The 23,068-nt window shown below is 66.0% G+C and carries 18 protein-coding genes; 3 read left to right on the top strand and 15 right to left on the bottom strand.

Going from position 1 to position 23,068, the window contains the following annotated elements:
• Positions 1–171: 171 nt before the first annotated feature.
• From glgA to ACQR07_RS10385, 10 genes are all read right to left on the bottom strand, one after another.
• Entirely contained in the window at positions 172–1,638 is a 1,467-nt protein-coding gene (gene glgA / locus ACQR07_RS10430; protein ID WP_434902189.1) for a glycogen synthase GlgA, read from the bottom strand.
• Positions 1,635–2,900: a glucose-1-phosphate adenylyltransferase gene (gene glgC / locus ACQR07_RS10425; protein ID WP_434902188.1), complete on the bottom strand. Its 1,266-nt coding sequence runs from the start codon at positions 2,898–2,900 to the stop codon at positions 1,635–1,637. Before glgC ends, glgA begins: the two co-directional genes overlap by 4 nt.
• A gap of 143 nt (positions 2,901–3,043) precedes the next feature.
• On the bottom strand, positions 3,044–3,991 hold the full coding sequence (locus ACQR07_RS10420) for a carbohydrate kinase family protein (protein ID WP_434902187.1): 948 nt from the start codon (positions 3,989–3,991) through the stop codon (positions 3,044–3,046).
• Positions 3,988–5,670 carry an FGGY-family carbohydrate kinase gene (locus tag ACQR07_RS10415; protein ID WP_434902186.1) on the bottom strand — a complete coding sequence of 561 codons (1,683 nt, stop codon included), beginning with the start codon at positions 5,668–5,670 and terminating at the stop codon, positions 3,988–3,990. Before ACQR07_RS10415 ends, ACQR07_RS10420 begins: the two co-directional genes overlap by 4 nt.
• A gap of 29 nt (positions 5,671–5,699) precedes the next feature.
• Positions 5,700–6,473 carry an SDR family NAD(P)-dependent oxidoreductase gene (locus ACQR07_RS10410; RefSeq protein ID WP_434870535.1) on the bottom strand — a complete coding sequence of 258 codons (774 nt, stop codon included), beginning with the start codon at positions 6,471–6,473 and terminating at the stop codon, positions 5,700–5,702.
• A 47-nt stretch (positions 6,474–6,520) separates the two neighbouring features.
• Positions 6,521–7,528: an ABC transporter ATP-binding protein gene (locus ACQR07_RS10405; RefSeq protein ID WP_434902185.1), complete on the bottom strand. Its 1,008-nt coding sequence runs from the start codon at positions 7,526–7,528 to the stop codon at positions 6,521–6,523.
• Positions 7,529–7,543: 15 nt separating this feature from the next.
• A complete protein-coding gene (locus ACQR07_RS10400) occupies positions 7,544–8,374 on the bottom strand; it encodes a carbohydrate ABC transporter permease (RefSeq protein ID WP_434902184.1) in 831 nt (276 codons plus the stop codon).
• Positions 8,375–8,377: 3 nt separating this feature from the next.
• Positions 8,378–9,250 carry a carbohydrate ABC transporter permease gene (locus tag ACQR07_RS10395; RefSeq protein ID WP_434902183.1) on the bottom strand — a complete coding sequence of 291 codons (873 nt, stop codon included), beginning with the start codon at positions 9,248–9,250 and terminating at the stop codon, positions 8,378–8,380.
• A gap of 511 nt (positions 9,251–9,761) precedes the next feature.
• Positions 9,762–11,048, bottom strand: coding sequence for an ABC transporter substrate-binding protein (locus ACQR07_RS10390; RefSeq protein ID WP_434902298.1), 1,287 nt, complete (start codon positions 11,046–11,048; stop codon positions 9,762–9,764).
• A gap of 391 nt (positions 11,049–11,439) precedes the next feature.
• Positions 11,440–12,390 (bottom strand): sugar-binding transcriptional regulator, encoded by a 951-nt coding sequence (locus ACQR07_RS10385; RefSeq protein ID WP_434902182.1) that lies wholly within the window; start codon positions 12,388–12,390, stop codon positions 11,440–11,442.
• Positions 12,391–12,657: 267 nt separating this feature from the next.
• Here ACQR07_RS10385 and ACQR07_RS10380 point away from each other — a divergent pair, with 267 nt between their 5' ends.
• A complete protein-coding gene (locus ACQR07_RS10380) occupies positions 12,658–13,035 on the top strand; it encodes a hypothetical protein (RefSeq protein ID WP_434902181.1) in 378 nt (125 codons plus the stop codon).
• Here ACQR07_RS10380 and ACQR07_RS10375 read toward each other — a convergent pair.
• Positions 12,945–14,570, bottom strand: a complete 1,626-nt coding sequence (locus tag ACQR07_RS10375) for a hypothetical protein (RefSeq protein ID WP_434902180.1) — start codon at positions 14,568–14,570, stop codon at positions 12,945–12,947. The two genes, ACQR07_RS10380 and ACQR07_RS10375, sit on opposite strands and share 91 nt — an antisense overlap.
• A 245-nt stretch (positions 14,571–14,815) precedes the next feature.
• Between ACQR07_RS10375 and ACQR07_RS10370 the strand changes: the two genes are divergently transcribed.
• A complete protein-coding gene (locus ACQR07_RS10370; protein ID WP_434902179.1) occupies positions 14,816–15,226 on the top strand; it encodes a flagellar basal body rod protein FlgC in 411 nt (136 codons plus the stop codon).
• Between the two features lie 124 nt (positions 15,227–15,350).
• On the opposite strand, the gene ACQR07_RS10365 is transcribed toward ACQR07_RS10370, so the two are convergent.
• The 3 genes from ACQR07_RS10365 to ACQR07_RS10355 form a co-directional block, all read right to left on the bottom strand.
• Positions 15,351–15,599 carry a hypothetical protein gene (locus tag ACQR07_RS10365; RefSeq protein ID WP_434902178.1) on the bottom strand — a complete coding sequence of 83 codons (249 nt, stop codon included), beginning with the start codon at positions 15,597–15,599 and terminating at the stop codon, positions 15,351–15,353.
• Between the two features lie 165 nt (positions 15,600–15,764).
• A complete protein-coding gene (locus ACQR07_RS10360) occupies positions 15,765–17,594 on the bottom strand; it encodes a sulfotransferase (RefSeq protein ID WP_434902177.1) in 1,830 nt (609 codons plus the stop codon).
• Between the two features lie 101 nt (positions 17,595–17,695).
• Positions 17,696–20,020 carry an autotransporter outer membrane beta-barrel domain-containing protein gene (locus tag ACQR07_RS10355; protein WP_434902176.1) on the bottom strand — a complete coding sequence of 775 codons (2,325 nt, stop codon included), beginning with the start codon at positions 20,018–20,020 and terminating at the stop codon, positions 17,696–17,698.
• Positions 20,021–20,517: 497 nt separating this feature from the next.
• Here ACQR07_RS10355 and ACQR07_RS10350 point away from each other — a divergent pair, with 497 nt between their 5' ends.
• Positions 20,518–21,816 carry a TadE/TadG family type IV pilus assembly protein gene (locus ACQR07_RS10350; RefSeq protein ID WP_434902175.1) on the top strand — a complete coding sequence of 433 codons (1,299 nt, stop codon included), beginning with the start codon at positions 20,518–20,520 and terminating at the stop codon, positions 21,814–21,816.
• A 73-nt stretch (positions 21,817–21,889) separates the two neighbouring features.
• Here ACQR07_RS10350 and aqpZ read toward each other — a convergent pair whose 3' ends face one another.
• Positions 21,890–22,630, bottom strand: a complete 741-nt coding sequence (aqpZ, locus tag ACQR07_RS10345; protein WP_434902174.1) for an aquaporin Z — start codon at positions 22,628–22,630, stop codon at positions 21,890–21,892.
• Between the last annotated feature and the right edge of the window lie 438 nt (positions 22,631–23,068).

The following is a 23,068-nucleotide window of genomic DNA, read 5'->3' as shown; positions in this document are numbered from 1 at the left end:
GCTGATCAGACCGATGCACTCGCCGAGGCGACGGTTCCTGCCCTGTCCTACAAGCGGCGGGCTTACGAGCGCCGGAGTTTTGTACCGGTCTGTCTCCGCGTCGTCATGGCCGGGCTTGTCCCGGGCATGACGGAGTAAATCATCCGCACGGTTGCTCGGCGCGACGATGTGCTACCCCGCCGGCTTCCGCTGCGCGACGATCTGCCGGTACAGCTCGGCATAGCGCCCTGCCCGATGCCGCCACGAGACGTCGGTGAGCATCGCGTTGAGCTGCATGCGGGTCCAGTTCGAGGCGTTGCTGCGGGCGGCGTAGAAGGCGGCGGCGGCGCGGCGCAGGGTCTGGTCGAGGGCTTCGGCTGTCACGGCCGCGCATTTGAATCCCGTCGCCGCGACACCCGCCTCCGTTTCATCGATCACGGTGTCGGCGAGGCCGCCGACCGCGGTGACGATCGGCAGCGCGCCGTAGCGCAGGGCGCAGAGCTGCGTCAGGCCGCACGGCTCGAACCGCGACGGCACGACCAGGGCGTCGCAGCCAGCCTGGATCAGATGCGCGAGCTGCTCGTCATAGCCGATGAGGACGCCGATCTGTCCGGGATAGCGCGCGGCAGCCGCGCGGAACGCCTCGCGCAGCTCGGCCTCGCCATCGCCGAGCAGCGCCAGCTGGATGCCGGCGCTGGTCAGGGTCGGCAGGCAAGACAGCAGCAGGTCGAGCCCCTTCTGCGAGGTCAGCCGGCTGACGACGCCGAGCAGGAACGTCTCGGGCGAGATCTGCAGGCCCATGCGGGTCTGCAGCGCGGCCTTGTTCGGCGCCCGCGCCTCGAGCTTCTCGATGCCGAAATGCGAGGCAATGGCCGGGTCGCTGGCGGGATCCCACACGGTCGTGTCGATGCCGTTGAGAATGCCGACGAGGTCCGACGAGCGCTGGCGCAGCAGGCCACCGAGACCCATGCCGTGCTCGTCGCTCTGGATCTCCTGCGCATAGGTCGGCGACACCGTCGTGATCTTGTCGGCGAACTGCAGCCCAGCCTTGAGGAAGCTGATATCGCCGTAATATTCGAGGCCGTAGATCGAGAACGATTCCGGCGGCAGGCCGAGCGGCGGCAGGAAATGCCGCGGGAAACGACCCTGGAACGCCAGATTGTGCACGGTGATGACCGTGCCCGGATGCGGCCGGTGGCTGTAGAGCAGATAGGCCGGCACCAGGCCCGCCTGCCAGTCGTGGCCATGGACGACATCGGGCACGAAGCTCGGCACCGCGCCGAGGCCGATATAGGACGCCGCACGCGCCAGCGCCGCGAAACGGAACGGGTTGTCCGGCCAGTCCTTGCCGTCGGGCCCGAGATACGGATTGCCCTCGCGGTCGTAGAGATGCGGCGCATCGAGCACGAACAGGTCGAGCGCACCATGGCTGCCGCCGAGCAGCCTGGCGTTGCCGCCGAAGAAGTTCGGCAGCGAGCTGATCTCGCTGGCCTGCTCGAGCGCCTTCATCACGGCGGGATAGCCAGGGATCAGCGTGCGGACCTCGACATCCTCGGCGAGCAGTGCCCAGGGCAGCGCGCCGACGACATCGGCGAGGCCGCCGGTCTTCACGATCGGATAGACTTCGGACGCGACCGACAGAACGCGCAACGGCGTCATGAATTGAGCCCGTCGATCATCTGCTGGGTGATCAAGGTGACGCCGCTCTCCGTCGTCCTGAACCGCTTGGCATCGAACTCCGGATCCTCGCCGACCACAAGGCCTTCCGGGATCTGCACGCCGCGATCGACCACGACGTTGGTCAGGCGGGCATGGCGGGCCACGTCGACGTAGGGAAGCAGCACCGCATTGTGCAGCTTGGCGTAGGAGTGCAGGTGCGAGCCGGTGAACAGCAGCGAGCGCTGCACTTGGGCGCCGGAGACGATGCAGCCGCCGGACACCAGCGAGCAGGTCGCCTCGCCGCGGCGACCATCGGTGTCATGGACGAACTTGGCCGGCGGCGTGATCTCGGAATAGGTCCAGATCGGCCAGGAACGGTCGTAGAGATCGAGCTCGGGCACGACATCCGTCAGGTCGAGATTTGCAGCCCAATAGGCGTCCACCGTGCCGACGTCGCGCCAATAGCTGCCCTGGTCGGAGGCGGCGCGGACGCAGGAGCGCGAGAACTGATGCGCGACGGCGCGGCCGTTCTTGACGATGTAAGGGATGATGTCGCGGCCGAAATCATGGTTGGAGTTCGGATCGGCGGCGTCGCGCTTCAGCTCCTCGAACAGGAATTTTGCGTCGAACACGTAGATGCCCATGCTGGCGAGCGACTTGTCCGGCTTGCCGGGCATCGGCGGCGGATCGGCGGGCTTCTCGATGAAGTCGCGGATCGTGTGGTCCTCATTGATGTGCATGACGCCGAAGCCGGAGGATTCCTCGCGCGGCATCTCCAGGCAGCCGACGGTGACGTCGGCGCGCTGATCGACATGCTGCTGCAGCATCAGCTCGTAGTCCATCTTATAGATGTGGTCGCCGGCCAGCACGACGATGTATTTGGTGTTGTAGGTCTCGATGATGTCGATGTTCTGGTACACCGCATCGGCCGTTCCGACGTACCACATGGTCTCGGAGACGCGCTGGCTGGCCGGGAGAATGTCAAAACTCTCGTTGCGCTCGGGCCGGAAGAAGTTCCAGCCCATCTGCAGGTGGCGGATCAGGCTATGCGCCTTGTATTGCGTGGCGACCGCGATGCGCCGGATGCCGGAATTGACGGCGTTCGACAGCGCGAAATCGATGATGCGCGACTTGCCGCCGAAATAGACCGCGGGCTTGGCGCGCCGGTCGGTCAGCTCCAGCAGGCGGCTGCCGCGTCCGCCGGCCAGCACGAAGGCCAGCGCATGACGGGACAGCGGTTCGGTCCTGGCGGCTGGTGCCATGTTTCTCCTCCCTGCAACTCGTTGTCGCGTCACGACTTCGCGGGTCCGTGCCGGCCGCAGCGAGGTGTCGCGTCGGCTTCCGGTCCTCTCATATGACGGAGAAATAGCCAACCAGTTCCCAATGCGGAGTGCAATGGGGAGCTTCAGCCCAGGCGATCCCAGGTTGCAGCCATCTCGCTCCAGCGCGGCGGGTCGGCGCCCTCGCGCGTGCAGGTGACGGCGGCACAGGCGCCGGCAAAGGCGAGCACCTTGCGCAACTCGGCTTCGCTCAGGCCCCTGAGCGCCTCGCGGCCGATCCGGCCGAGCTTGCGCAACGCGAACAGCATCCCGGCCTGGAAGGTGTCGCCGGCGCCGATCGTATCGACGACGTTAACCTTGGGGACCGCAACTTCCACCGCCCCCGCTTGAGCATGCCAGCCGAGTGCCCCCTTGGGGCCGCGGGTGATGACAACCAGGCCCGTGCCGCGCGCCAGCAGCGCCGCGGCCCTTGCGGCGTAATCGTCATGGCCGTGCAGATAGTCGAAATCGACATCCGACATCTTGATCAGGTCGGCGCGCGCGGCGAATTCATCCATGCCGGCCACATAGGCGGCCTTGTCGGTCACGAGGTTCGGCCGGCAGTTCGGATCGAAAGAGATCGTCACCGCGCCCTGGGTGGCCGCCATCATGGCGCGGGTCTCGCGTGCGCCCTGCTCGTGGATCAGGGTCGTCGAGCCGACATGGATGGCGTCGATGTCGGCGAAGGGGATGCTGCCCGGCCGGAACGTCCATTTCCGTGCCGCGGTTTCGGCATCATAGAACGCGTACTGCGCCTCGCCGCCGACATGACGCACGAAGGCCAGCGTGGTCTGGTCAGCGCTGCGGGTCGCATAGCGGAGGTCGACGTCGGAGCCTTCCGCGTGCGCCGCGACCATGGTTCCGAACAGGTCGGTGGAGATGCCACCGACGAAGCCGGTCGGCGCGCCCAGCCGCGCCAAGCCGACCGCCACGTTCAGGCACGAGCCGCCGACCACCGGCCGCAGGACATCGCGCCCATCGGCCAATTTTGCCGGAACGAAATCGATCAGCGCATCGCCGCAGCTCAGGATCATCCTCGTGCCTCCCCACCGGCCCCATGCATCACGGAACGGCTGTCGCGATCAAGCGTCCGCATCATGCCGTGGATACGGCGCTTGCGGCGATGGAAGTCGGCCATTGCGGGGTCCGTCGGCTCGCTGAGGCGGCCGAGCGTGGACATCGAGGCCATCGTATCGCCGATCGAGCGGAAGGCCCCGCTGGCGACGGCGCCGAGCATGGCCGCCCCAAGCAGCACCGGCTCCTGCGTGCCGGGCAGCGCCACCGAGAGCCCGGTCGTGTCGGCCATGATCTGGCGCACCAGCGGACTGCGCGAGGCGCCGCCAGCCATGACCAGCGTCCGGCTAGTGACGCCATTGGCGGCAAAGGCGTCGATGACGTCGGCGAGCCCGTAGGCGAGGCCGCACAAGCCCGCGACGAACAGCCGCTCCATCGCGCCGATGTCGGCATCGAGATCGAGGCCGGCGATGACAGCCCGTGAGTCTGGGTCTGCATAGGGCGAGCGGTTGCCAAGAAACTCGGGCAGGATGTGGACGTCGCGGGCCAGCAGCGCGGCCGCGCCGACGCTGGATGCGCGCGCCATGATCCGCTTTTCGAGAAAGCTGATGACGTCGAGCCCTTCGGCACGGGCCGCTGCGGCGGCCTCCGGCGATGCCGGATGCGAGCGCAGCAGATGGTCGATCGCGGCTCCCGCGGCGGACTGGCCGCCCTCGTTGAGCCAGAAGCCGGGCACCATGCCCTGATAATACGGCCCCCACACGCCGGGCACGAAGGACGGCGCACGCGTGGTCGCCATGATGCAGGCGGAGGTCCCCATGATGTAGGCGAGGCGGTCGCAGACATCGACCTCACCGCCATCAGCCGCGCGACCGCCGATCGCGCCGATGCCGCCGGCATGGGCGTCGATCAGCGCAGCGCCGACGGGCGTGCCGGCAACGAGGCCCAGCTCCGCCGCAGCAGTGCGCGTCAGCCCCTGGGCGAGCAGCGTACCGGGCGCCACGATCTCCGTCCCGATGCGCGCGTAGTCCTCCGTGACGAAGTCTTCCAGACCGATGCGCCGGAAGTAGTCCGCACTCCAGCGCGTCTCGTGCGCGAGGTAGTTCCACTTGCAGGTCACCGTGCACATCGAACGCGCCAACGAGCCGGTCGCGCGCCAAGTGAGGAAGTCGGCGAGATCGAAGAAGTGCCCGGCCCGATCGAAGCTCGGACGCAAGTGCCGCTTCAGCCAGAGCAGCTTCGGCATTTCCATTTCCGGCGAGATCGAGCCGCCGACATAGCGCAGCACGTCGTCTTCGGTCGCATTGATGTCGCGCGCCTCCGTCAGCGCGCGATGATCCATCCAGACGATGACGTTGCGGGCGGAATTGCCGGAGCTACTGACGGTGACCGGCTCGCCCTGGGGATCGAGCACCACCAGCGAGCAGGTGGCGTCGAAGCCGATGCCCTTGATCAGCTCCGGGGCGATGGCCGCTTCCGCGATCGCGGCTTTGACGGAGGCGCAGCAGGCGCGCCAGATGTCGTCGGAGGACTGCTCGACGACATCGCCGGCCTCATGCCAAGTCTGGATCGGATGCCGCGCCGCGGCAAGCAGGCGGCCAGTCTCGTCAAAAATCCCGGCGCGCGTGCTGGTTGTGCCGACATCGACACCGACAAAGGCCCCCCCGATCGAGGCCCCCCCGACAAACGCCTGGACCATGTTTCGCTCCCGTCAAATTTGACGGGAGCTTACCAGCAAGTGTAGCCGCCATCGACAACGACGACGCTGCCGGTCATCAAACTTGCGGCCTCGGAGGCCAGGAACAGCACGACCGAGGCGATCTCCTCGACCTGCCCCATCCGGGCCATCGGGGTTCCGCCGATCCAGGCATCGTACATCCGCGGATTGCTCTTCACGAAGGCGTTGAGCGGCGTCTCGATATAGGTCGGCGCGACCGCGTTGACGCGGATGCCGCGCGCGCCCCATTCGGCGGCCAACGACTTGGTCAGATGGTGCACCGCGGCCTTGGAGGCATTGTAGAAGCATTGCTCCTGCGGCTTGTTGACGATGAAGCCGGACATCGAGCCGATATTGACGATGGCGCCGCTCTTGGCCGCCAGCATGTGCTTGCCGAACGCCCGGCAGCACCAGAAGGTGCCGTTGAGGTTGACGTCGAGCACGTTCAGCCAATGCTCGTCGGTGACCGTCTCAGCCGGCGTCTCGCTGCGGGCAATGCCGGCGTTGTTGACGAGGATGTCGACCTTGCCGTGGCGCGCCGCGAGATCGTCGGCCACCGCGCTCACCTGCGCCGAATTGGTCACGTCCATCAGCGCCGTCTCGGTCGAGAAGCCCTTGGCCTTCATCGCGGCCTGCGCATCCGCCGCGGCCTTGGCATCGCGATCGGCGATCACGACATGCGCGCCCGCCTCCGCCAGCGCCTCGACGCAGGCAAGCCCGATGCCTTGCGCGCCGCCGGTGATCAGGGCGGTCCTGCCGTTCAGCTTGAATTTTTCCAGATACATCGTCGTGGTCCGTTGTTGTCGTTGACGTCCGGAGGGGACGTCACCTCTCATGCGAAAATCGAATGGCCGTCGGCATCGAAACGATAGATGCGGTTCGGCTCGGGACGCAGCGTCACGGCATCGCCGGCACGGAGGCGCTTCTCGCCGACCACGCGCACCGTCAGCGTTCCGAGCGCGCCTGCATCGACGTAAAGAAAGGTATCGCTGCCGAGATGCTCGGCGATGACGACCTTGCCGGGCCAGCCCTCGCCGCCGTCGTCGACGATGCCGATGTGCTCGGGCCGCACGCCGATCGTGGTGGCGTTGTGCTTGCCCGCTTCCGGGCCGGTGATGAGATTCATCTTCGGCGACCCGATGAAGCTGGCGACGAACAGATTGGCGGGCCGCTGGTAGAGCTCGATCGGCGAGCCATACTGCTCGATGCGGCCGGCGTTCAGCACCACGATCTTGTCGGCCATGGTCATGGCCTCGACCTGGTCATGCGTGACGTAGATCGCCGTGGTGCCGAGCTGTTTCTGCAGCCGCGTCACCTCGAGCCGCATCTGCACGCGCAACGCGGCGTCGAGATTGGAGAGCGGCTCGTCGAACAGGAACGCCTTGGGCTCGCGCACGATGGCGCGGCCGATGGCGACGCGCTGGCGCTGGCCGCCGGAGAGCTCGCGCGGCTTGCGGTCGAGATAGGGCGTGAGGTTCAACGTCGCCGCGGCGGCCTCGACCTTCTGGTTGATCTCGGCCTTCGGCAGCCCGGCCATCTTCAAGCCGAAAGCGATGTTGCCGCGCACGCTCATATGCGGATACAGCGCATAGGACTGGAACACCATCGACAGGCCGCGCTTGGCCGGCGGCACGTCGACGACGTTGTTGCCGTCGATCAGGATGCGGCCGCCAGAAACGTCTTCCAGCCCCGCGATCAGCCGCAGCAGCGTGGTCTTGCCGCAGCCGGACGGGCCGACGAACACCACGAAGGCGCCGTCGGGAATGTCGAGATCGGCGCCCTTGATGATGTGGACCGGCCCGAACGATTTCTGCACACCCTCAAGCGTGATCCGTCCCATGATTCAGCCCTTCCGTTACTTCACTGCGCCGAAGGTCAGCCCGCGCACGAGCTGTTTCTGGCTGAACCAGCCGATGATCAGGATCGGCGCGATCGCGAGCGTGGAGGCCGCCGACAGCCGCGCCCAGAACAGGCCCTCCGGACTCGAATAGGAGGCGATGAAGGTGGTCAGCGGCGCCGCTTCCAGGGTCGACAGGTTCAAGGTCCAGAACGCCTCGTTCCAGGCAAGGATCAGATTGAGCAGCAGGGTCGAGGCGAGGCCTGGGATCGCCATCGGCGTCAGCACGTAGATCAGCTCGCGCCCGATCGTGGCGCCATCCATCCGCGCCGCTTCCAGGATGTCCTTCGGGATCTCCTTGAAGTAGGTGAACAGCATCCAGATCACGATCGGCAGATTGCCGAGGCAGAGGATGAAGACCAGCCCGGTGCGCGTGTCGAGCAGCCCCATGTTCTTGTAGATCAGGTAGATCGGCACGAGCACGCCGACCGGCGGCATCATCTTCGTCGAGAGCATCCAGAGCAGGATGTCCTTGGTGCGCTTCGTCGGCGAGAACGCCATCGACCACGCCGCGGGAATGGCGATCAGCATCGCGATCAAGGTCGAGCCGCCGGCGACGATCAGAGAGTTCAATGCGTGATGCAGATAGTCGCTGCGCTCCTGCACGGTGGCGTAGTTCTCGGTGGTCCAATGGAAGAACAGGAACGAGGGCGGCGTCGCGAACGCCTCCAGCTCGGTCTTGAAGCTCGCCAGCACCATCCACAGGATCGGGAAGAAGATCACGAAGCCGGCGAGCCAGGCGCCGACCGTTGAGATCACGACGTGACGTCCGGTGACCTTGCGCGCCATGGCTCACGCCTCCAGATTGCGGCCGACGACGCGGACCAGGAAGAAGGCGACAATGTTGGCGATGACCACCGCAACGAGGCCGCCGGCCGAGGCCGTGCCGACGTCGAACTGGATCAGCGCCTGCGAATAGACCAGGAAGGCGATGTTGGTGGTCTGCAGGCCGGGCCCGCCGCCGGTCGTGACGAAGATCTCGGCAAACACGGTGAGCAGGAAGATGGTTTCGATCAGGATCACCACCGTGATCGGCCGCGCCAGATGCGGCAGGGTCAGGTAGATGAAGCGCGACAGCGCGCTGGCGCCGTCCATCTCGGCGGCCTCCTTCTGCTCCTCGTCGAGCGACTGCAGCGCCGTCAGCAGGATGAGGGTCGCGAACGGCAGCCACTGCCAGGCGACGATGAAGATCACCGCGAGCAGCGGCGCGTCGGTGAACCAGTCGATCGGTGTGAAGCCCAGCGAGGTCGCGATCCACGCGAACAGGCCGGACACCGGATGCATCAAGAGGTTCTTCCACACCAGCGCGCTGACGGTCGGCATCACGAAGAACGGCGCGATCACCATCAGGCGGATGAAGTTGCGGCCGATCACGGGCTGGTCGAGCAGGATGGCCAGAGGAATGCCGAGGCCGATGGTGAGCAGCAGCACCGAACCGACGAGAATCAGCGTGTTCTGTAGCGAGGCGAGGAAGGCAGGATCGGTGAGGAAGTATTCGAAATTCTCCAGGCCAACGAAGCTCTCGGAGCCGGGATCGAGCAGGCTGTAGTGCAGCGTGGAAAAGTAGATCGTGAGCGCCAGCGGCACGATCATCCAGATGAACAGCAGGATCACGGCCGGCGACATCAGCGCCCGGGCGAGCAGTTGAGTTTGTCGGGTGGCCATGACTGATGGTCCTCACTCGATAGATCTTGTCGTTGTTGCGAGCAAGGCGACCTGCCCGCCGTAGCGCAGCACTTGAAGCTTCAGAGACGGACGTGAGGTCCATGAATGCGCCCTCTCCCCTTGTGGGAGAGGGCATCGCCGGCTCATCCACGTGCGCGGTTGGGTGAGGGGTATCTTTCCGCGAGCAATACTTGTGGAAACATACCCCTCACCCGACCGAGTTCGTTGCGCTGTCCTACATGCCCTCTCCCACAAGGGGAGAGGGCGCAGTCATTCGCACCGAGCTTGCCGAACTCATCCAGGGCCGTAGTCCGTAGGGTGGGCAAAGGCGCGAAAGCGCCGTGCCCACCATCTTCAATCTTGCCGTGACGCGGTGGGCACGCTGCGCTTTGCCCACCCTACGGGTCGCGTCTGCCTCGTGAGAGAAAATGCGGCCACCCCTTGTGGGGAGGGATGGCCGCCAGTGATCAGCTCGGGAGGAGTTTGGTGTCGAGCTGATGACGTGACGCGCCTATTTGATGTAGCCGGCGCGCTTCATCTCGCGTTCGGTGGACGACTGCGCCGCAGCCAAGGCCGCATCGACGGTCATCGAGCCGGCGAGTGCCGCGGAGAACTGCTGACCGACGGCGGTGCCGATGCCCTGGAATTCAGGGATGGCGGCGTATTGCACGCCGACATAGGGCACCGGCTTGACCGTCGGATGGCTCGGGTCGGCCGCATCGATCGAGGCGAGCGTCAGCTTCGCGAACGGTGCGACCTTCAGATACTCCTCGTTCTTGTACAGCGAGGTGCGCGTGCCCGGCGGCACGTTGGCCCAGCCTTCCTTCGAGGCGACGAGCTTCAGATAGTCCTTGCTGGTCGCCCAGGCGATGAACTTCTCGGCCGCATCGACCTTCTTGGAGCCGGCGGGCACGGCAAGGCTCCACGCCCACAGCCAGTTGGCGTTCTTGCCGAGGCCGGTGTTCGGTGCTAGCGCGAAGCCGACCTTGTCGGCCACCTTCGACTCCTTCGGATTGGTGACGAACGAGGCCGCCACCGTCGCGTCGATCCACATCCCGCATTTGCCGGAGTTGAACAGCGCGAGGTTCTCGTTGAAGCCGTTCGAGCTGGCGCCGGGAGGTCCCGCCTCCTTCATCAGGTCGACATAGGTCGACAGCGTCTTCTTCCATTCCGGCGTGTTGAACTGCGGCTGCCATTTCTCGTCGAACCAGCGCGCGCCGAACGAGTTCGACATCGCGGTCAGGAACGCCATGTTCTCGCCCCAGCCGGCCTTGCCGCGCAGGCAGATGCCGAACGTGCCGGCCTGCTTGTCGGTCAGCTTCTTGGCGGCGTCGATCACGAAGTCCCAGGTCGGGCTCTCCGGCATCTTCAGCCCGGCCTTCTCGAACAGGTCGGTGCGATACATCACCATCGAGCTCTCGCCGTAGAACGGCGCGGCGTAGAGCTTGCCGTCGACGGACACCGCGTCCTTGATCTTCGGCAGGATGTCACCAGCGTCATAGTCGGCGCCGAGCTTGTCTAGCGGCACCAGCCAGTCCTTCTTGGCCCAGATCGGCACCTCGTAGGTGCCGATGGTGAGGATGTCGAACTGCCCGCCCTTGGTGGCGATGTCGGTGGTGACACGCTGGCGCAGCACGTTCTCTTCCAAGGTCACCCATTTCACCTGGATGTCGGGATTGGCCTTGGTGAACTCGCCCGTCAGGCCCTGCATCCGGATCATGTCACCGTTGTTGACGGTGGCGATGGTCAGGGTCGTCTCGGCCAATGCGGGTACGGTGGTCAGCAGCGCGGCGCCCATCAAGGCGGCAAGCGTGCTCGTCCGAGTGAAGATGGTCTTCACGGTCTCCTCCCATTCCCGTGTCTTTTGAACATATGCTCACGGGCTGAGCTGATGTTCACATCACTGGTCAGACTTTGTCAAGCATGCGTCGGCGCCCACAGGTTGTGCATTGCCAGATGACATTGCCGTGAGGTTGAAGAAAACTGCCGGAGATGATGCCTGTTTGCTCGCCCAGCGTCGTTCCGGGGCGCGCGCAAGCGCGAGCCTGAACCCATACCCACAGGGAGGAGTGCGAGGCACCCTTGTCGTGGGCATCTCGCCTCCAAACCTTAGCCTGGGGTTATGGATTCCGGGCTCATTCGCTGACGCGAATGCCCCGGAATAACGAGAGGAGAAAGGTGCGCGACCTTCACGCCAGAATGGCGCGAGCCGTGGCCTCGTCGGTGATCAGGCCGTTGATCAGCCGGCCCGCCAGCGCCGCACGGATCGCCGGGATCTTCGCCGGCCCGAGTGCCGCGGCGATCGTCATGGCGCGGGCGGGCACATCCGGCGGAATGCTGGTCAGCCGGCAGTTGGTGCCGCCATCGATCAGCCGCCCCTTCGCATCATAGGCCCAGCCGGTGATCTCGCCGATGGCACCCAACCGCATCATCTCGGTCAGTTCGTCGCGGGTGACGAAACCGTCGACATGCATCTGCGCCTTCTGGTCCATCTGGCCAATGCCGACGAGCTTGAGATCGGCCTTGTCGGCGACCGCCTTGACCTTGGCGATGGCATCGAGCGTCACCATGCGGTCGCGCTCGTCCTCGCTGCCCATCAGGAACGGCAGCGGCATCGGATAGTGCCGCGCGCCGGTGCGGTCGGCGAGCCGGCCGACTGTATCGAAGAAGCTCGCGGAGCCGTCGGCCAGGATGTTTCCGACCAGCGAGACGATCTGGTGCTCGGGCCGGTCGACCGGCGTCACGCGCTCGACCGCGGCCCGCACCGCGCGCCCGGTGCCGAGCGCGATGATGACGGGAGTCTCGGTGCGCAGAGTCGTCTCGAGCAGGTTGGCGCAGCGCTCGGCGATCCCTGCCGCTCCCGCCGGCGCGGCCGGATCGGTCGGCACCACCTCGCAATGCACCAGCGCGAACCGCTCCTTCAGCTGGGCGGCGAGCGCCATGCAGGAGGCGATCGGGTGCTCAAGCCGGAAGGTGATCAGCCGCTCTGCGAGGCACAGCGACACCAGCCGCTGCGCCGAGGCCCGCGACACCTGCAGCATCCGGGCGATCTCGTCCTGGGTGTGACCGGCGATGAAATACAGCCAGCCGGCACGGGCGGCGTCGTCGAGCCGTGATTTGTCGCTGTCGCTGGCCGCCATGACGCCGCAAAAATCTCCCTGTCGAAGCCCGCGCTGTCCCAGAGCATGATGGGCCGGACCTTGGGGGCGCCGCACTATGGCATGGCTGCCAGGGCACCGGGAACCGGCCCGCACGGCCATCCCCAGAGGACACGCTCACCCGAACTCGAACCAGATCATATGCTCCGATCATGGGCAATAGCTCGCAGCCATTTGGCGCCGAAGCGCATGGCGGCTCCGCACCGACGGGGGATGCACCAGCCGTGGCAGCGACTTAGCTCAGACGGCATGAGCCTCCGCATCGTCCAGTCCCGCCGCCCCGGCCCGGTGTTCGTGTGCCGCAAATGCCTCAAGCGCAGCAATGATCCGAAGGCCATCAAGACCGCGATCAAGCGTGCTGTGAAGTCGGGGCGCGGCCGCAGCAGCGGAGAGAAACCCGCGCGGGTCGTTCTGACGAGCTGCTTCGGCCTGTGTCCGAAGCGTGCGGTCGTCATCACCGGCGGCACACGCGGCGAATATCTGCTGGTCTCGGCGACCGAGGATGTGCCTGGTGCCTTGGCGCTGCTGCGCGAGGATCAGAACACCTCGTCGAGATCGTCATCATCGTCGTCGCGCGCCAAACAGGCGACCGTGCGCTCGGCAATGTTGCGCATCAACCCGATCTGAGCGAGATCGTGGCCGTCGAGCACGGCGCGTGCGATCACGGCGAGATCGGCCCAGGCGAGCCATTCGTCGCGCGGTCCCTCGCGCATCCATAGCGCCGTCATCACGAACAGCTCGGCCCAGCGCGCCCGCTGCGCGCCGATGGCGCCATTGTCCTGCAGTAGTTTGGCAGGAAGCTTCTCGCGCGCACGGAGGCTGGCGCTTTTCACCTTCTCCTCCAACTCGGCATCGTCCTCGAACCAGGAATCCTCGATGCCGTCGAGCTCGGCGATGTCGCCGCTGTCGGCCAGGGCCATCGCGACGTCTTCGGGCGCTCGCAAATCGTCCGGCAGGTCTGCGATCAGTTCGTTCAGCAGCTCGCGATAGTCGATCGGAGCCGGCTGCCATTCGGCGCCGCCGATCGTCTCGGCGGCCTGCAGCAGCCCCGCCGGCGGCACCCCACCGCGCTCGACGGTGAGCCCGAGATGATGACCGATCATGCGGTCGACAAAGGCCCGGCTGACGTCCAGCATCGGCCCATGCGCTGCCAGACCGGCCATGATCTCCTTGACGGCCTGGAGCGGCTGCGGCTCGCTGGCCATCGCCTCGGAGATCCCATCGCAGGTGAAAATTGTCGCGATCTGCTGCGTCTTGCGGTCGACGGGCGACACCGCCAGCAGCAGTTGCGTGCCGGAGCCGTCGGTCGCACTGGACTTCAGCTTGTCGACTGCGCCCTTTGCCCAGGGTGCGCAGGCCACGCCGGCCGCGCGAGCCTTCTGGATGATCACGTCGACGCCGGCGCGCTCGCGTTCCGGACGCCAGTTGCGCATCGCAACCAAACGCCGGAGGTCGACGGGCGACAGGGTCGACGCCTGCTCGACCAGCGCCGCTGCGGCGGCCTTGCGCACGGCCGCGCTGCCGCCCAGCAGGAACAGCACCGCGGCAGCACGGGCCTCCGGTCGCTCGTTCTGCGCCAGTTGGGCGGCCAGCGCGATCTTGGCGTCGTCGGGCATGAGATGCCCGCTCGCGGCGAATGCGGACACCATCTCGAACGGATCGCCGTCACAGGCCTCGAGGATATCGTCGAGCACCGAGACGATATCGCCCGGCAGAACGTCGTCATCATCTTCGTCGCCGAGCTCGGCCGAGGCGGCGGTGAGCTCGGGAGATGCGGCGATCCCGGCCTGCTGCAGCGCGCCGCCGAGATAAGCGAGAAGCGTGCCCCCGATCTCCCCGGCTTTGGCCTGCGCCGCCAGATCGGCCTGGAAGCGCGCGATCAGATCGGCCGCGTCCTTGGCACCCCGCTTCGCCCGCTCGTTCAGGCCGGCCAGCAGCATCTGCAGCAGGAACAGGTAGCCGATGCCGAGCGCTTCATCGTCGCCGGCCGGCGGCATGTTGCGGCATACGCCCTCGGCCGCCGCGAAGATCTCGGCGGAATGGGTCAGCAGGAAGCGCTCGAGTTCCGGCGTCGGCTGGGGCAGCCGCCCCTTGGCGAACCCGGCCGCGAGCTTTTTGGCATGGTCGTCGAGACCGGCTGGTTTCGCGCCTGATTTGGCCATCGGAAATCTCCTTAGCTCGCGAATTTACCGCGAAAGGCAGCCGTTCGTAAGCGCAGCCTCAGTCAATCCACCATGGAAACGCGGCGGCTGACCGCCGTCGCGGGACCGGCCGCGCTGATGTGATCGCAGCCGGCCGATGGTGAACGAAATCTTACCCCGGTCACTCGAAGGCCTTCGGCGGTCTTCACGCTCGCTTTGCAAGCCCCGGGTTTAGCTGACGCGTCGTTCCCGTCAGCAAGCATCCCATGAGCCCCATCGCGACCATAGCAGTTTCCGGCATGAAGGCGGCCTCGCAGCGGCTCGAGGTGTCCGCCTCGAACGTCGCCAATGCGATGAGCACCGGCGCATTGCCGAATGCCGACGGCACGCTGCCGGCCGGCGCGCCCAAGGCCTATGATCCGCTCCAACTGGTGCAGAGCGACGTCGCCGGCGGCGGCACGCAGGCGACGATCACCAAGGCGAGCCAGGGGACCTCGGCGAGCTACCAGCCGTCAGCGCCGTTCGCCAACAAGGACGGCCTCGTGGCCGCGCCCAATGTCGACCTCGCCGAGGAGATGATCAGCCAGCTCGTCGCCAAATACAGCTTCGCCGCCAACGCCAAGGTGCTGAAGGCGAGTGACGAGATGAGCCGTGTCGTCATCGACATGAAGGTGTAAGCGCGGCGTTCGATTCCGAACTGCCGTTTTGCCGGTCACGCTCTCCGTGCACGTTTAAGGAAGCCTGCCCCGAGCAGAGCCTCCAGCAGATGACTCGGCTTCGGATAGCCGGCGGCGAGAACCGCTACGGCTTGTCCGTCTGGCTGTTGCCGCGACACGGCGGTGAGAGCGCCGGAACGTTCGCCCATGGCCAATTGTGCCATCGGCCATCCTTGTCGACGCAAGCGGACGATTTTGGCGACGGGCTCGTCGTCTCGAGCGCGGCGGCATCGCGCGCGGCAAAGCGGTGGTCGACATAGGTCGTGGACAGATATCCGGCGACGGTTACCGCCAGAACGACTGCAAATCCCTTGGCTGAGTCACTCCCGCGCATGTCAGTCCATCCCTTGTTCAGCGTACCAGGAACATATGGGACCATCTTGCCGCATAGCCGCGCGGCGGGCTGTGAGAGAGGTCACATCGACATCAACCGGCTCGCAATGCCGGCGCGAGAGGCCTTGCGGAGGATGCGGCGCTCCTGCACGGCCGCCTGTCCTCGCTAGATTTCATATCCGAGCCGCAGGATCGCGGGCTCCAGGATCGGGATCACCGGCGCGAGGTGCTTCAGATATGGGCGATAGCGGAAGCGCGAGCGGTCGTAGAGGCGTTCGGTTACCTGGGCGTAGCTGGCGGTGCGGGCATAGCGGCGGTTCTCGTGGAACGACAGGCAGCGGCGGTCGAACGGCAGGCCGATGAAGGCAAACATCCGTCTCACCTCGGTCTCCTGATCGGCGATGATGTCCTCGTAGCGCACCGCGTGATAGCGCAGCTGCATCTGTGACAGATAGTGCTGCACGAGATCCGTGATCAGCACGTAGTGCCGGGCGATGCTCTCGAGGTCATAGGCGCAGTAATAGCCGTGGGTGAGGTGGTTGGAATAGACCGAGAGCACGACGTCGAGCGGATGGCGCTGCAGATGGATGATTGGCGCCTTCGGGAAGATCAGCCCGATCAGGCCGAGATGGGTCTCGTTCAGCGGCATCTTGTCGGTGAACCATTGCGCGCCCTTGCGGATCACGCCGAGCTGGCGCGCACGCTGCAGGTAGTAGTCGCGCAGATTGTCGAGCCCCTCGACCTGGTCGCCGAGCCAGAGATCGGCGAGCGCCTCGGGATAGGCGAGCGGGCTGCCGAGCATGCGCGGCATCAGCGCGGTGATCTCGTTGATGATCGGCAGCTCGTCGCCGGCGGTGATCTTGGGATGCGCGCTCAGGGTCTGCTCGACCATGGTGGTGCCGGAGCGCGGAAAGCCGACGATGAAGATCGGCTGCGCCACGTCGGTTCGCGTCGCCGCCCGCGGCAGGATCTGCAGCCGCCCTCCGATGAAGAAGCTGCGCAGCCGGGCGGCGAGCGAGCCCGCCTCGTCGGCGAGATAGGACAGGCCGGTCAGCTCGCGCAGCGTGCGCTTGCCCTCGCGGAAGGCCGCAAAGGCGTCGTCGAAGCGTCCCATCTTGTCGAGCAGCAGGCCCTTCTCGGTCCATTCGGCCGGGCCCAGCCCGCCGCCGTCGCGGCGCTGCTCGATGTCGTCGAGGATCGCGATCGCCTTGTCGTAGTCCCTGGTGCGGCCATGCAGGATGGCGCGCGCGAGGCGCGTGTTGGAATTAGTTGGCGCGACGCGTTCGGCGGCATCGAGCAGTTCGCCGGCGCGGGCGAAATTGCGGTCGGTCTCCTCCATCCGCGCCCAGCCATACAGCGTCTGGTAGATGTCGGGCGCGAGCGTCACCGACTCCGCGTAGAGCCGGCGCGATTCCTCGATACGGCCCTGGTTCTTCAGGTTCCAGGCGAGGTTGGCGAGCACGATCGCATCACGCCGGCCTGACAGCTCCAGCACGCGGCGGTAATGATACTCGCCGATCTGCGGCCGGTTGGCCTCGGTCATGATCATGCCCATCAGATTGTGCGAGCGCGGATCGGTCGGCGCCAGCCGCACCGCGTTGCGGGCATGATGCTCGGCCTCGGCCAGCGCGCCGCGCTCGAACATGAGCTGCGCCAGCGCCTGGGTGGCGAGCAGATTGTTGGGATCGAGCCGCACGATGCGGGCGAGCAGCGCCTCGGCGGCGGGCAGCTTTTGCTGGGCGAAGCGGATCTGATAGAGCAGATCGAGCGCACCGATATGGCGCGGCAGCCGCATCAGCACCGAGAGCACGATGCGCTCGGCGACCGCGATGTCGCCGGCCCTCGCCGCCAGCTGCGCGGCGTCGAATTCCGGGACCGGTTGCGGCGCCGCCGGCGCGGCGCTCCAGTCCAGCGCGCAGCAGCGGTCGTCCGGCAGGCCGCTGCCACAGGCGCAGGCCGATGCGGCCGGCTGCGCCGCTGCCGAGGTGTCCGACATCGCGTTCATCCCTGCTGTCTCGGTTGGCGGGGCGGCATTGTCAATCGCACGCGGCCGCGGCGACGTCAGCGCGCTGCGGCGATCGCTCTCGGAGCAGAAATCTAGAACGCGACCCGCAATCCGCCGCGGCCGGAGACGACATGGCTGCCGTCGGACAGCGCCAGGTATTCGCCGGCGGCGTAGACGCCGACATGGCCGATGCGCCATTCCAGGCCGCTGCCGCCATAGCCGCCCCACAGATTGGTCTTGCCGGGGGTGGCGAACGGGATCGCCTGGCCGAGCAGCGTGGCCGGAACCGTGGCGCCGCCCATCAGCTGGCTGCCCTGCAGGCCGGCGAAGGCCGACAGCGCCAGCGCGGTCTGCGCGGAGAAGCTCACGGTCCGCGTCAGCTTCAGTTCGCCGCGCTCGTCGAGCACGTTGACGCTGCGCGCGCCCACCGTCAGCGGCGCGGTGGTTCCGGTTTCGGTGTAGCCGCCGAAGGCGCCGTAGAGATAGCGCAGCTTCAGGCTCGGCGTCAGCGTGTACACGGCATCCGCCATCCGGCCGAGCCCGATATGAGTGCCGATCTGCGCCTCGGGGCTGACATACCAGCCGTTGTAGTTGGCGACGGCGTTTTCGAGCCCGTTCGCGACCAGGTTGTTGTTGACGATGCGGCTGATACTGGCCCGCATGGCGCCGCCCTGCAGCGTGGCATTGAGGAAGGCGGAGCCCATCGCGAAGCGCGCGGTGAGGCCGGCAAAGCCGAGATCGCTGGCGCCCGACGCACCATTGGCGATGCCGGTCGTGGTATGGCCGGCGCCGGCGAACGCGCCGAGCCGCAGGTCGGGCCTGACCTGCCGGTCGAAGCCGACCATGCCGCCATAGAATTCGTTGCGGGCCGACGCCAGCGCGCCGTCGCCCGGCTGGCTGCGCACGCCGGCAAAGCCGCGCGACCACACCGTCCAGCCGTCGGCATAGGCGACGGTCGGCGCCTTGAAGGCGATGCCGTCGCCGGCATAGGCCGACAGCCCGGGCAATGCCGCGAACGCCTGCTCGATCCGCGACGGCGCGTCTGGCGCCGCAAAGCCGAGCGGCGTGCTGCTCCCACCAGGGCCACTACCGAACTGCGGCAGCGCGCCCGACACCGCGCCTGTGACATCGCCGAGCGTGCGCCAGCCGAGCGCAAACGGGGTCGGATCGATGGTGACGACGCGATTGCCGCTGATCACATAGGGCACGTTGGAGGTTACGGTGACGCCCGCCAGCGTGTTGAACGTCAGGTTCTGGTTGCCGGTGCGGAAGTTCACGGTGTCACCGGCGCCATTGAGATCGATCGCGCCGATGATAGTCGAGCCCGGCAGCAGGTTGAGCGTGTTGTCGACGCCGTTGAACGCGATGGCCGTGGTGGGACCGGCGATGAGGCCTGAGTTGCTGATCGTGCCGGTGCCAAGGATCTGAATGCCGACGCCGGCCGGTCCGTTCGCGATGATGCTGCCGCTGTTGATCACATTGCCGTCGCCGCCGACAAAGATGCCGTGAGCGCCGCAGCCACAGCCGGCGGTGGCTTCGATGCGGCCGGTATTGATGACCGTGCCGTCACCGACGATGTTGACGCCGTAGCCGACGCCGGAACTCATCGCCGAAATCGTGCCGGTGTTGGTGACAAGACCGTCGCCTGCGATCTGAATTCCGTATGCCGTCCCCGGGCCATTGGCGACGATGCTGCCTGCATTCGTCACCGCACCAGAACCGAGAAGGACTCCGGCAGCATTGTAGAGGCTGTTACTGACGATCTGGCCGGTGTTCGTCACGGTGCCGTTGCCGGGGAGAAGAATGCCGGCAGCGCGGTAAATGCCATTCGCCTCGATCGTTCCCGCATTCGTCACGCTGCTGCCGCCGCGGACGCCGTAGGCGTAGTAGCCCGTGGCCCGGATCGTATTGGAATTGATGACGCTGCCGGTGCCGCCGATCTGGACTCCCACGCCGCTCGTATTGGACGCAAACGCGCCAAGTGCGGCGATGCTGCCGGTGTTGGTGACTGTCCCATCGCCGATGATGAAGACGCCATAGACCGTGTGGCCTTGGCTGGTGATGGCGCCGGAGTTGGTCACCTTGCCGTCGCCGGTGATAAATGTCCCGACGCTGATCTGCGATCCGTAGCCGCCCACGCTGCCGGCGTTGGTCACGACGGCGCCATTGCCCAGCGCCACCCCGAAGCTGTTGACTCCCGTGCTGCCAGTGACCGACGCGCCTGACAGCACCAGCACGCTGGCGCCGGTCTCGGTGCCGGTCCCGAACCCGTTGGTGCCGTCCTGGTTGGTCGTGGTGCCCGTGCAGGTCGCGATGACGCCGTTGCCGGCCGCAGGGCTGCAGGCGGCCCAGGCCGCATCGAACGGCGAGAGGACCAGCGGCACAAACGGCAGGGCTAGAAGCGGAACTCGCTGCATCAAACGCCTCGGACCGGTTCCTCGCGCGGGAACATCGATCGTGGGTAGTGCATTCAGCGATAACTTCCCATACCGGGATGACAATCGCCCGCAATTTCACGGGCTGCCTGTGGCGCGGCTGCCACTTCCGGGCGAGCGAGGGCCGGACTCCCTATTCGATCGCGCGCAAAACCAGATCTCGCAACCGTCACGTGGAGTCCTGCAGTCCGCACCTGAACTGGCGCCGCCTGCTTGGCCGTCGCCCGGCACTTCGCCGTCAACCTCGTCCGACCCATCCACGACAGGCGAAGCATCAAGCTCAGCCGGCATTGGGCGGCCGGCGCGCCGGAGACGGTGCCTGCCGCCGCGCCGCCGGCTCGTTCATTTCAAAGCATTTCTATCGATGCGCCGATGACAATCAGAAATGCAGCGTAACAGTATCTCGGCAACTCAATCAATTTCTGAGCAATCGTTGATCCGCATTATCGCACCACCATCCCTCACCGTTGGAGCGTGGCGTGCTGGCCGGATACCCCTACCTCGGACTCCTGTCACGTTTCGGCCGTGACCGGAACGGCAACATCGCGATCATCTTCGCACTGGCGCTGCTGCCGATCGTCGCCTTCGTCGGCGCGGCGACCGACTATTCGATGGCCGTGCGCGCCCAGGCGAAACTGTCGACCTCGATCGACGCTGCGATGCTCGCGGCGACCAGCTATACGGCCATGCGCGACACCGCGTCGGCCGCCAAGACCGCGGCGACCAGCATGTTCAATGGTCAGATGGCGGCGCACAACCTCAGTGCAAGTGCGTTCACCGTCACCGTCACCGACGGCGTCAACGCCCGAACCGTGACCGGCACCGCAAGCGTCGCGGTGAAAACGGCGTTCATGTCGATGTTCGGGTTTCCGACCATGACGGTCTCGGCCTCGTCGTCGGCGTCCGCCTCGTTCCCGACCTACATGGACTTCTACGTGCTGCTCGACAATTCGCCGTCGCAGGGCCTGGGCGCAACCACCGCCGACATGACGACGCTGCAGGGCCTGACGTCGGACACGTGCGCCTTCGCCTGCCACGACACCTACACGTCGAGCTCGAAGAAGAAGCTGCAGACGAGCAGCTATTATACGATCGCCAAGAACGCGGGTGTCACGATGCGGATCGACGTGGTCCGCAGCGCGACGCAATCGCTCACGGACACGGCGACCTCGAGCCAGGTCGTCAGCAACCAGTACCGCATGGCGGTCTACAGCCTGGGCAGCGACTGCGGCGCGCTGGGCCTGACGACCGTCGCAAGCCTGTCCTCGAGCCTGTCCTCGGTGAAGTCGTCGGTCGGCACGCTCGATCTGATGACCATTCCCTACAGCGGGTACAACAACGACATGTGCAGTGATTTCGACGGCGCCTTGTCCTCCATGAACGGAGTGATCCCGACGCAGGGCGACGGCTCCTCGACGAACCCGCAAAAATGGCTGTTCTTCATCTCCGACGGCGTCGCCGATTACTACTATCCGAGCACCTGCAGCAAGACGACGGTCTCCGGCGGCCGCTGCCAGGAGCCGCTGAACATCGAGACCTGCACAACGCTGAAGGCGCGCGGCATCAAGATCGCGGTGCTCTATACCACCTACCTGGCGATCACCAATAACGCCTGGTACACGACCTACATCGCGCCGTGGCGCGACGACATCGGCACCGTCATGAAGTCCTGCGCCAGTTCCGGCTATTACTACGAGGTCGATTCCAGCGGCAGCATCAGCGCCGCGCTGACCGCCCTGTTTCAGCAGGCAATCGCCTCGGCGCATCTGACGAAGTAGCCGGCCGCCTCCCATCATCCGTATCCTGGCACGACGGAACCATGGCCTCATCGGATCGCGAGAGGAGATTCCCCTAGACGCGTTTCGGGATCGCGGTCTGCCCGGTCACCTCGCCCGCCGGCTCCGGGGTCAGCCAGCGATAGATGAACCCGCCGGCCGCGCCACCGAGCAGCGGCGCCACCCAGAACAACCAGAGTTGCGCCAGCGCCCAGCCGCCGGCGAACAGTGCCGGTCCAGTGCTGCGCGCCGGATTGACCGACGTGTTGGTGACGGGAATGCTGATGAGATGAATCAGCGTCAGCGCGAGCCCGATCGCCAGCGGCGCAAATCCGACCGGCGCCTTGCCATGCGTCGCGCCCATGATCACGAACAGGAACATCATCGTCAGCACGAACTCGCTGAGCAGGCAGGCCCCTAACCCATACTTGCCAGGCGAATGCTCCGCATAGCCATTGGCGGCAAAGCCGCCGGCGAGACTGAAATCGGGCGCCCCGCTCGCAATCGCATACAACACGGCCGCACCGACGATGGCGCCAATCACCTGCGCAATGATGTAGGGCACGATCAGGCCGGCCGGAAACCGCCCGCCGCAGGCCAGCCCCACCGTAACAGCCGGATTGAGGTGGCAGCCCGAGATGTGGCCGATCGCATAGGCCATGGTCACCACGGTGAGCCCGAACGCCAGCGCCACGCCCAGCAGGCCGATCCCGACATTAGGCACCCCAGCCGCAATCACCGCACTGCCGCAACCTCCGAAGGTGAGCCAGAACGTCCCGATCGCCTCCGCCACGAGCTTGTTGCTGTTGCCGTTCATCATCGCCTCCCTGGGTGCGTATGATTGGCTTGCCTCGACCACCCTGCCATCCGGTGTAGATCATCACTTCCGCAACCCCGAGTCAAAGGCGCATACTCCGGCGACTCTGTGCATTCAACTTATGACGGCAGATCCCAGTTTGAAGTGCAACACCCAGTGCATATACCGAGGATAAGCATGGCACGCCACTACAGCCAATTGAGCGCGACGGAGCACAAAGATCTTCATAGCCGGGTGTTGACGGTGAAAGCCTGCGGTCGATCACCCAGCACTATGGTGGCCTAGCACTATCGTGACAGTGCATTTAACATATGAGCGCGCGGGTACCGTATTAAGTGCACTGGCACCTTAACACCCAACCGGATGGGGCCTCCTACATCCTGCCGAAGATCGCCAAGGAGAGGTAGCAATGTCCATTTTTCAAGTGCACCCTTTTCC

This window comes from Bradyrhizobium sp. HKCCYLS20291 (genome assembly GCF_051167715.1).
In the GTDB taxonomy this organism is placed as follows: Bacteria; Pseudomonadota; Alphaproteobacteria; order Rhizobiales; family Xanthobacteraceae; genus Bradyrhizobium.
Note: the sequence above shows the minus strand (reverse complement) of the source record. Positions and strands in the feature narration are given on the sequence as shown.

What these genes read in the sequence shown, in the direction of transcription:
- glgA (WP_434902189.1), bottom strand. Translation starts at nt 1,638, where the DNA reads ATGACGCCGTTGCGCGTTCTGTCGGTCGCGTCCGAAGTCTATCCGATC.
- glgC (WP_434902188.1), bottom strand. Translation starts at nt 2,900, where the DNA reads ATGGCACCAGCCGCCAGGACCGAACCGCTGTCCCGTCATGCGCTGGCC.
- ACQR07_RS10420 (WP_434902187.1), bottom strand. Translation starts at nt 3,991, where the DNA reads ATGATCCTGAGCTGCGGCGATGCGCTGATCGATTTCGTTCCGGCAAAA.
- ACQR07_RS10415 (WP_434902186.1), bottom strand. Translation starts at nt 5,670, where the DNA reads ATGGTCCAGGCGTTTGTCGGGGGGGCCTCGATCGGGGGGGCCTTTGTC.
- ACQR07_RS10410 (WP_434870535.1), bottom strand. Translation starts at nt 6,473, where the DNA reads ATGTATCTGGAAAAATTCAAGCTGAACGGCAGGACCGCCCTGATCACC.
- ACQR07_RS10405 (WP_434902185.1), bottom strand. Translation starts at nt 7,528, where the DNA reads ATGGGACGGATCACGCTTGAGGGTGTGCAGAAATCGTTCGGGCCGGTC.
- ACQR07_RS10400 (WP_434902184.1), bottom strand. Translation starts at nt 8,374, where the DNA reads ATGGCGCGCAAGGTCACCGGACGTCACGTCGTGATCTCAACGGTCGGC.
- ACQR07_RS10395 (WP_434902183.1), bottom strand. Translation starts at nt 9,250, where the DNA reads ATGGCCACCCGACAAACTCAACTGCTCGCCCGGGCGCTGATGTCGCCG.
- ACQR07_RS10390 (WP_434902298.1), bottom strand. Translation starts at nt 11,048, where the DNA reads ATGGGCGCCGCGCTGCTGACCACCGTACCCGCATTGGCCGAGACGACC.
- ACQR07_RS10385 (WP_434902182.1), bottom strand. Translation starts at nt 12,390, where the DNA reads ATGGCGGCCAGCGACAGCGACAAATCACGGCTCGACGACGCCGCCCGT.
- ACQR07_RS10380 (WP_434902181.1), top strand. Translation starts at nt 12,658, where the DNA reads ATGAGCCTCCGCATCGTCCAGTCCCGCCGCCCCGGCCCGGTGTTCGTG.
- ACQR07_RS10375 (WP_434902180.1), bottom strand. Translation starts at nt 14,570, where the DNA reads ATGGCCAAATCAGGCGCGAAACCAGCCGGTCTCGACGACCATGCCAAA.
- ACQR07_RS10370 (WP_434902179.1), top strand. Translation starts at nt 14,816, where the DNA reads ATGAGCCCCATCGCGACCATAGCAGTTTCCGGCATGAAGGCGGCCTCG.
- ACQR07_RS10365 (WP_434902178.1), bottom strand. Translation starts at nt 15,599, where the DNA reads ATGCGCGGGAGTGACTCAGCCAAGGGATTTGCAGTCGTTCTGGCGGTA.
- ACQR07_RS10360 (WP_434902177.1), bottom strand. Translation starts at nt 17,594, where the DNA reads ATGTCGGACACCTCGGCAGCGGCGCAGCCGGCCGCATCGGCCTGCGCC.
- ACQR07_RS10355 (WP_434902176.1), bottom strand. Translation starts at nt 20,020, where the DNA reads ATGCAGCGAGTTCCGCTTCTAGCCCTGCCGTTTGTGCCGCTGGTCCTC.
- aqpZ (WP_434902174.1), bottom strand. Translation starts at nt 22,630, where the DNA reads ATGAACGGCAACAGCAACAAGCTCGTGGCGGAGGCGATCGGGACGTTC.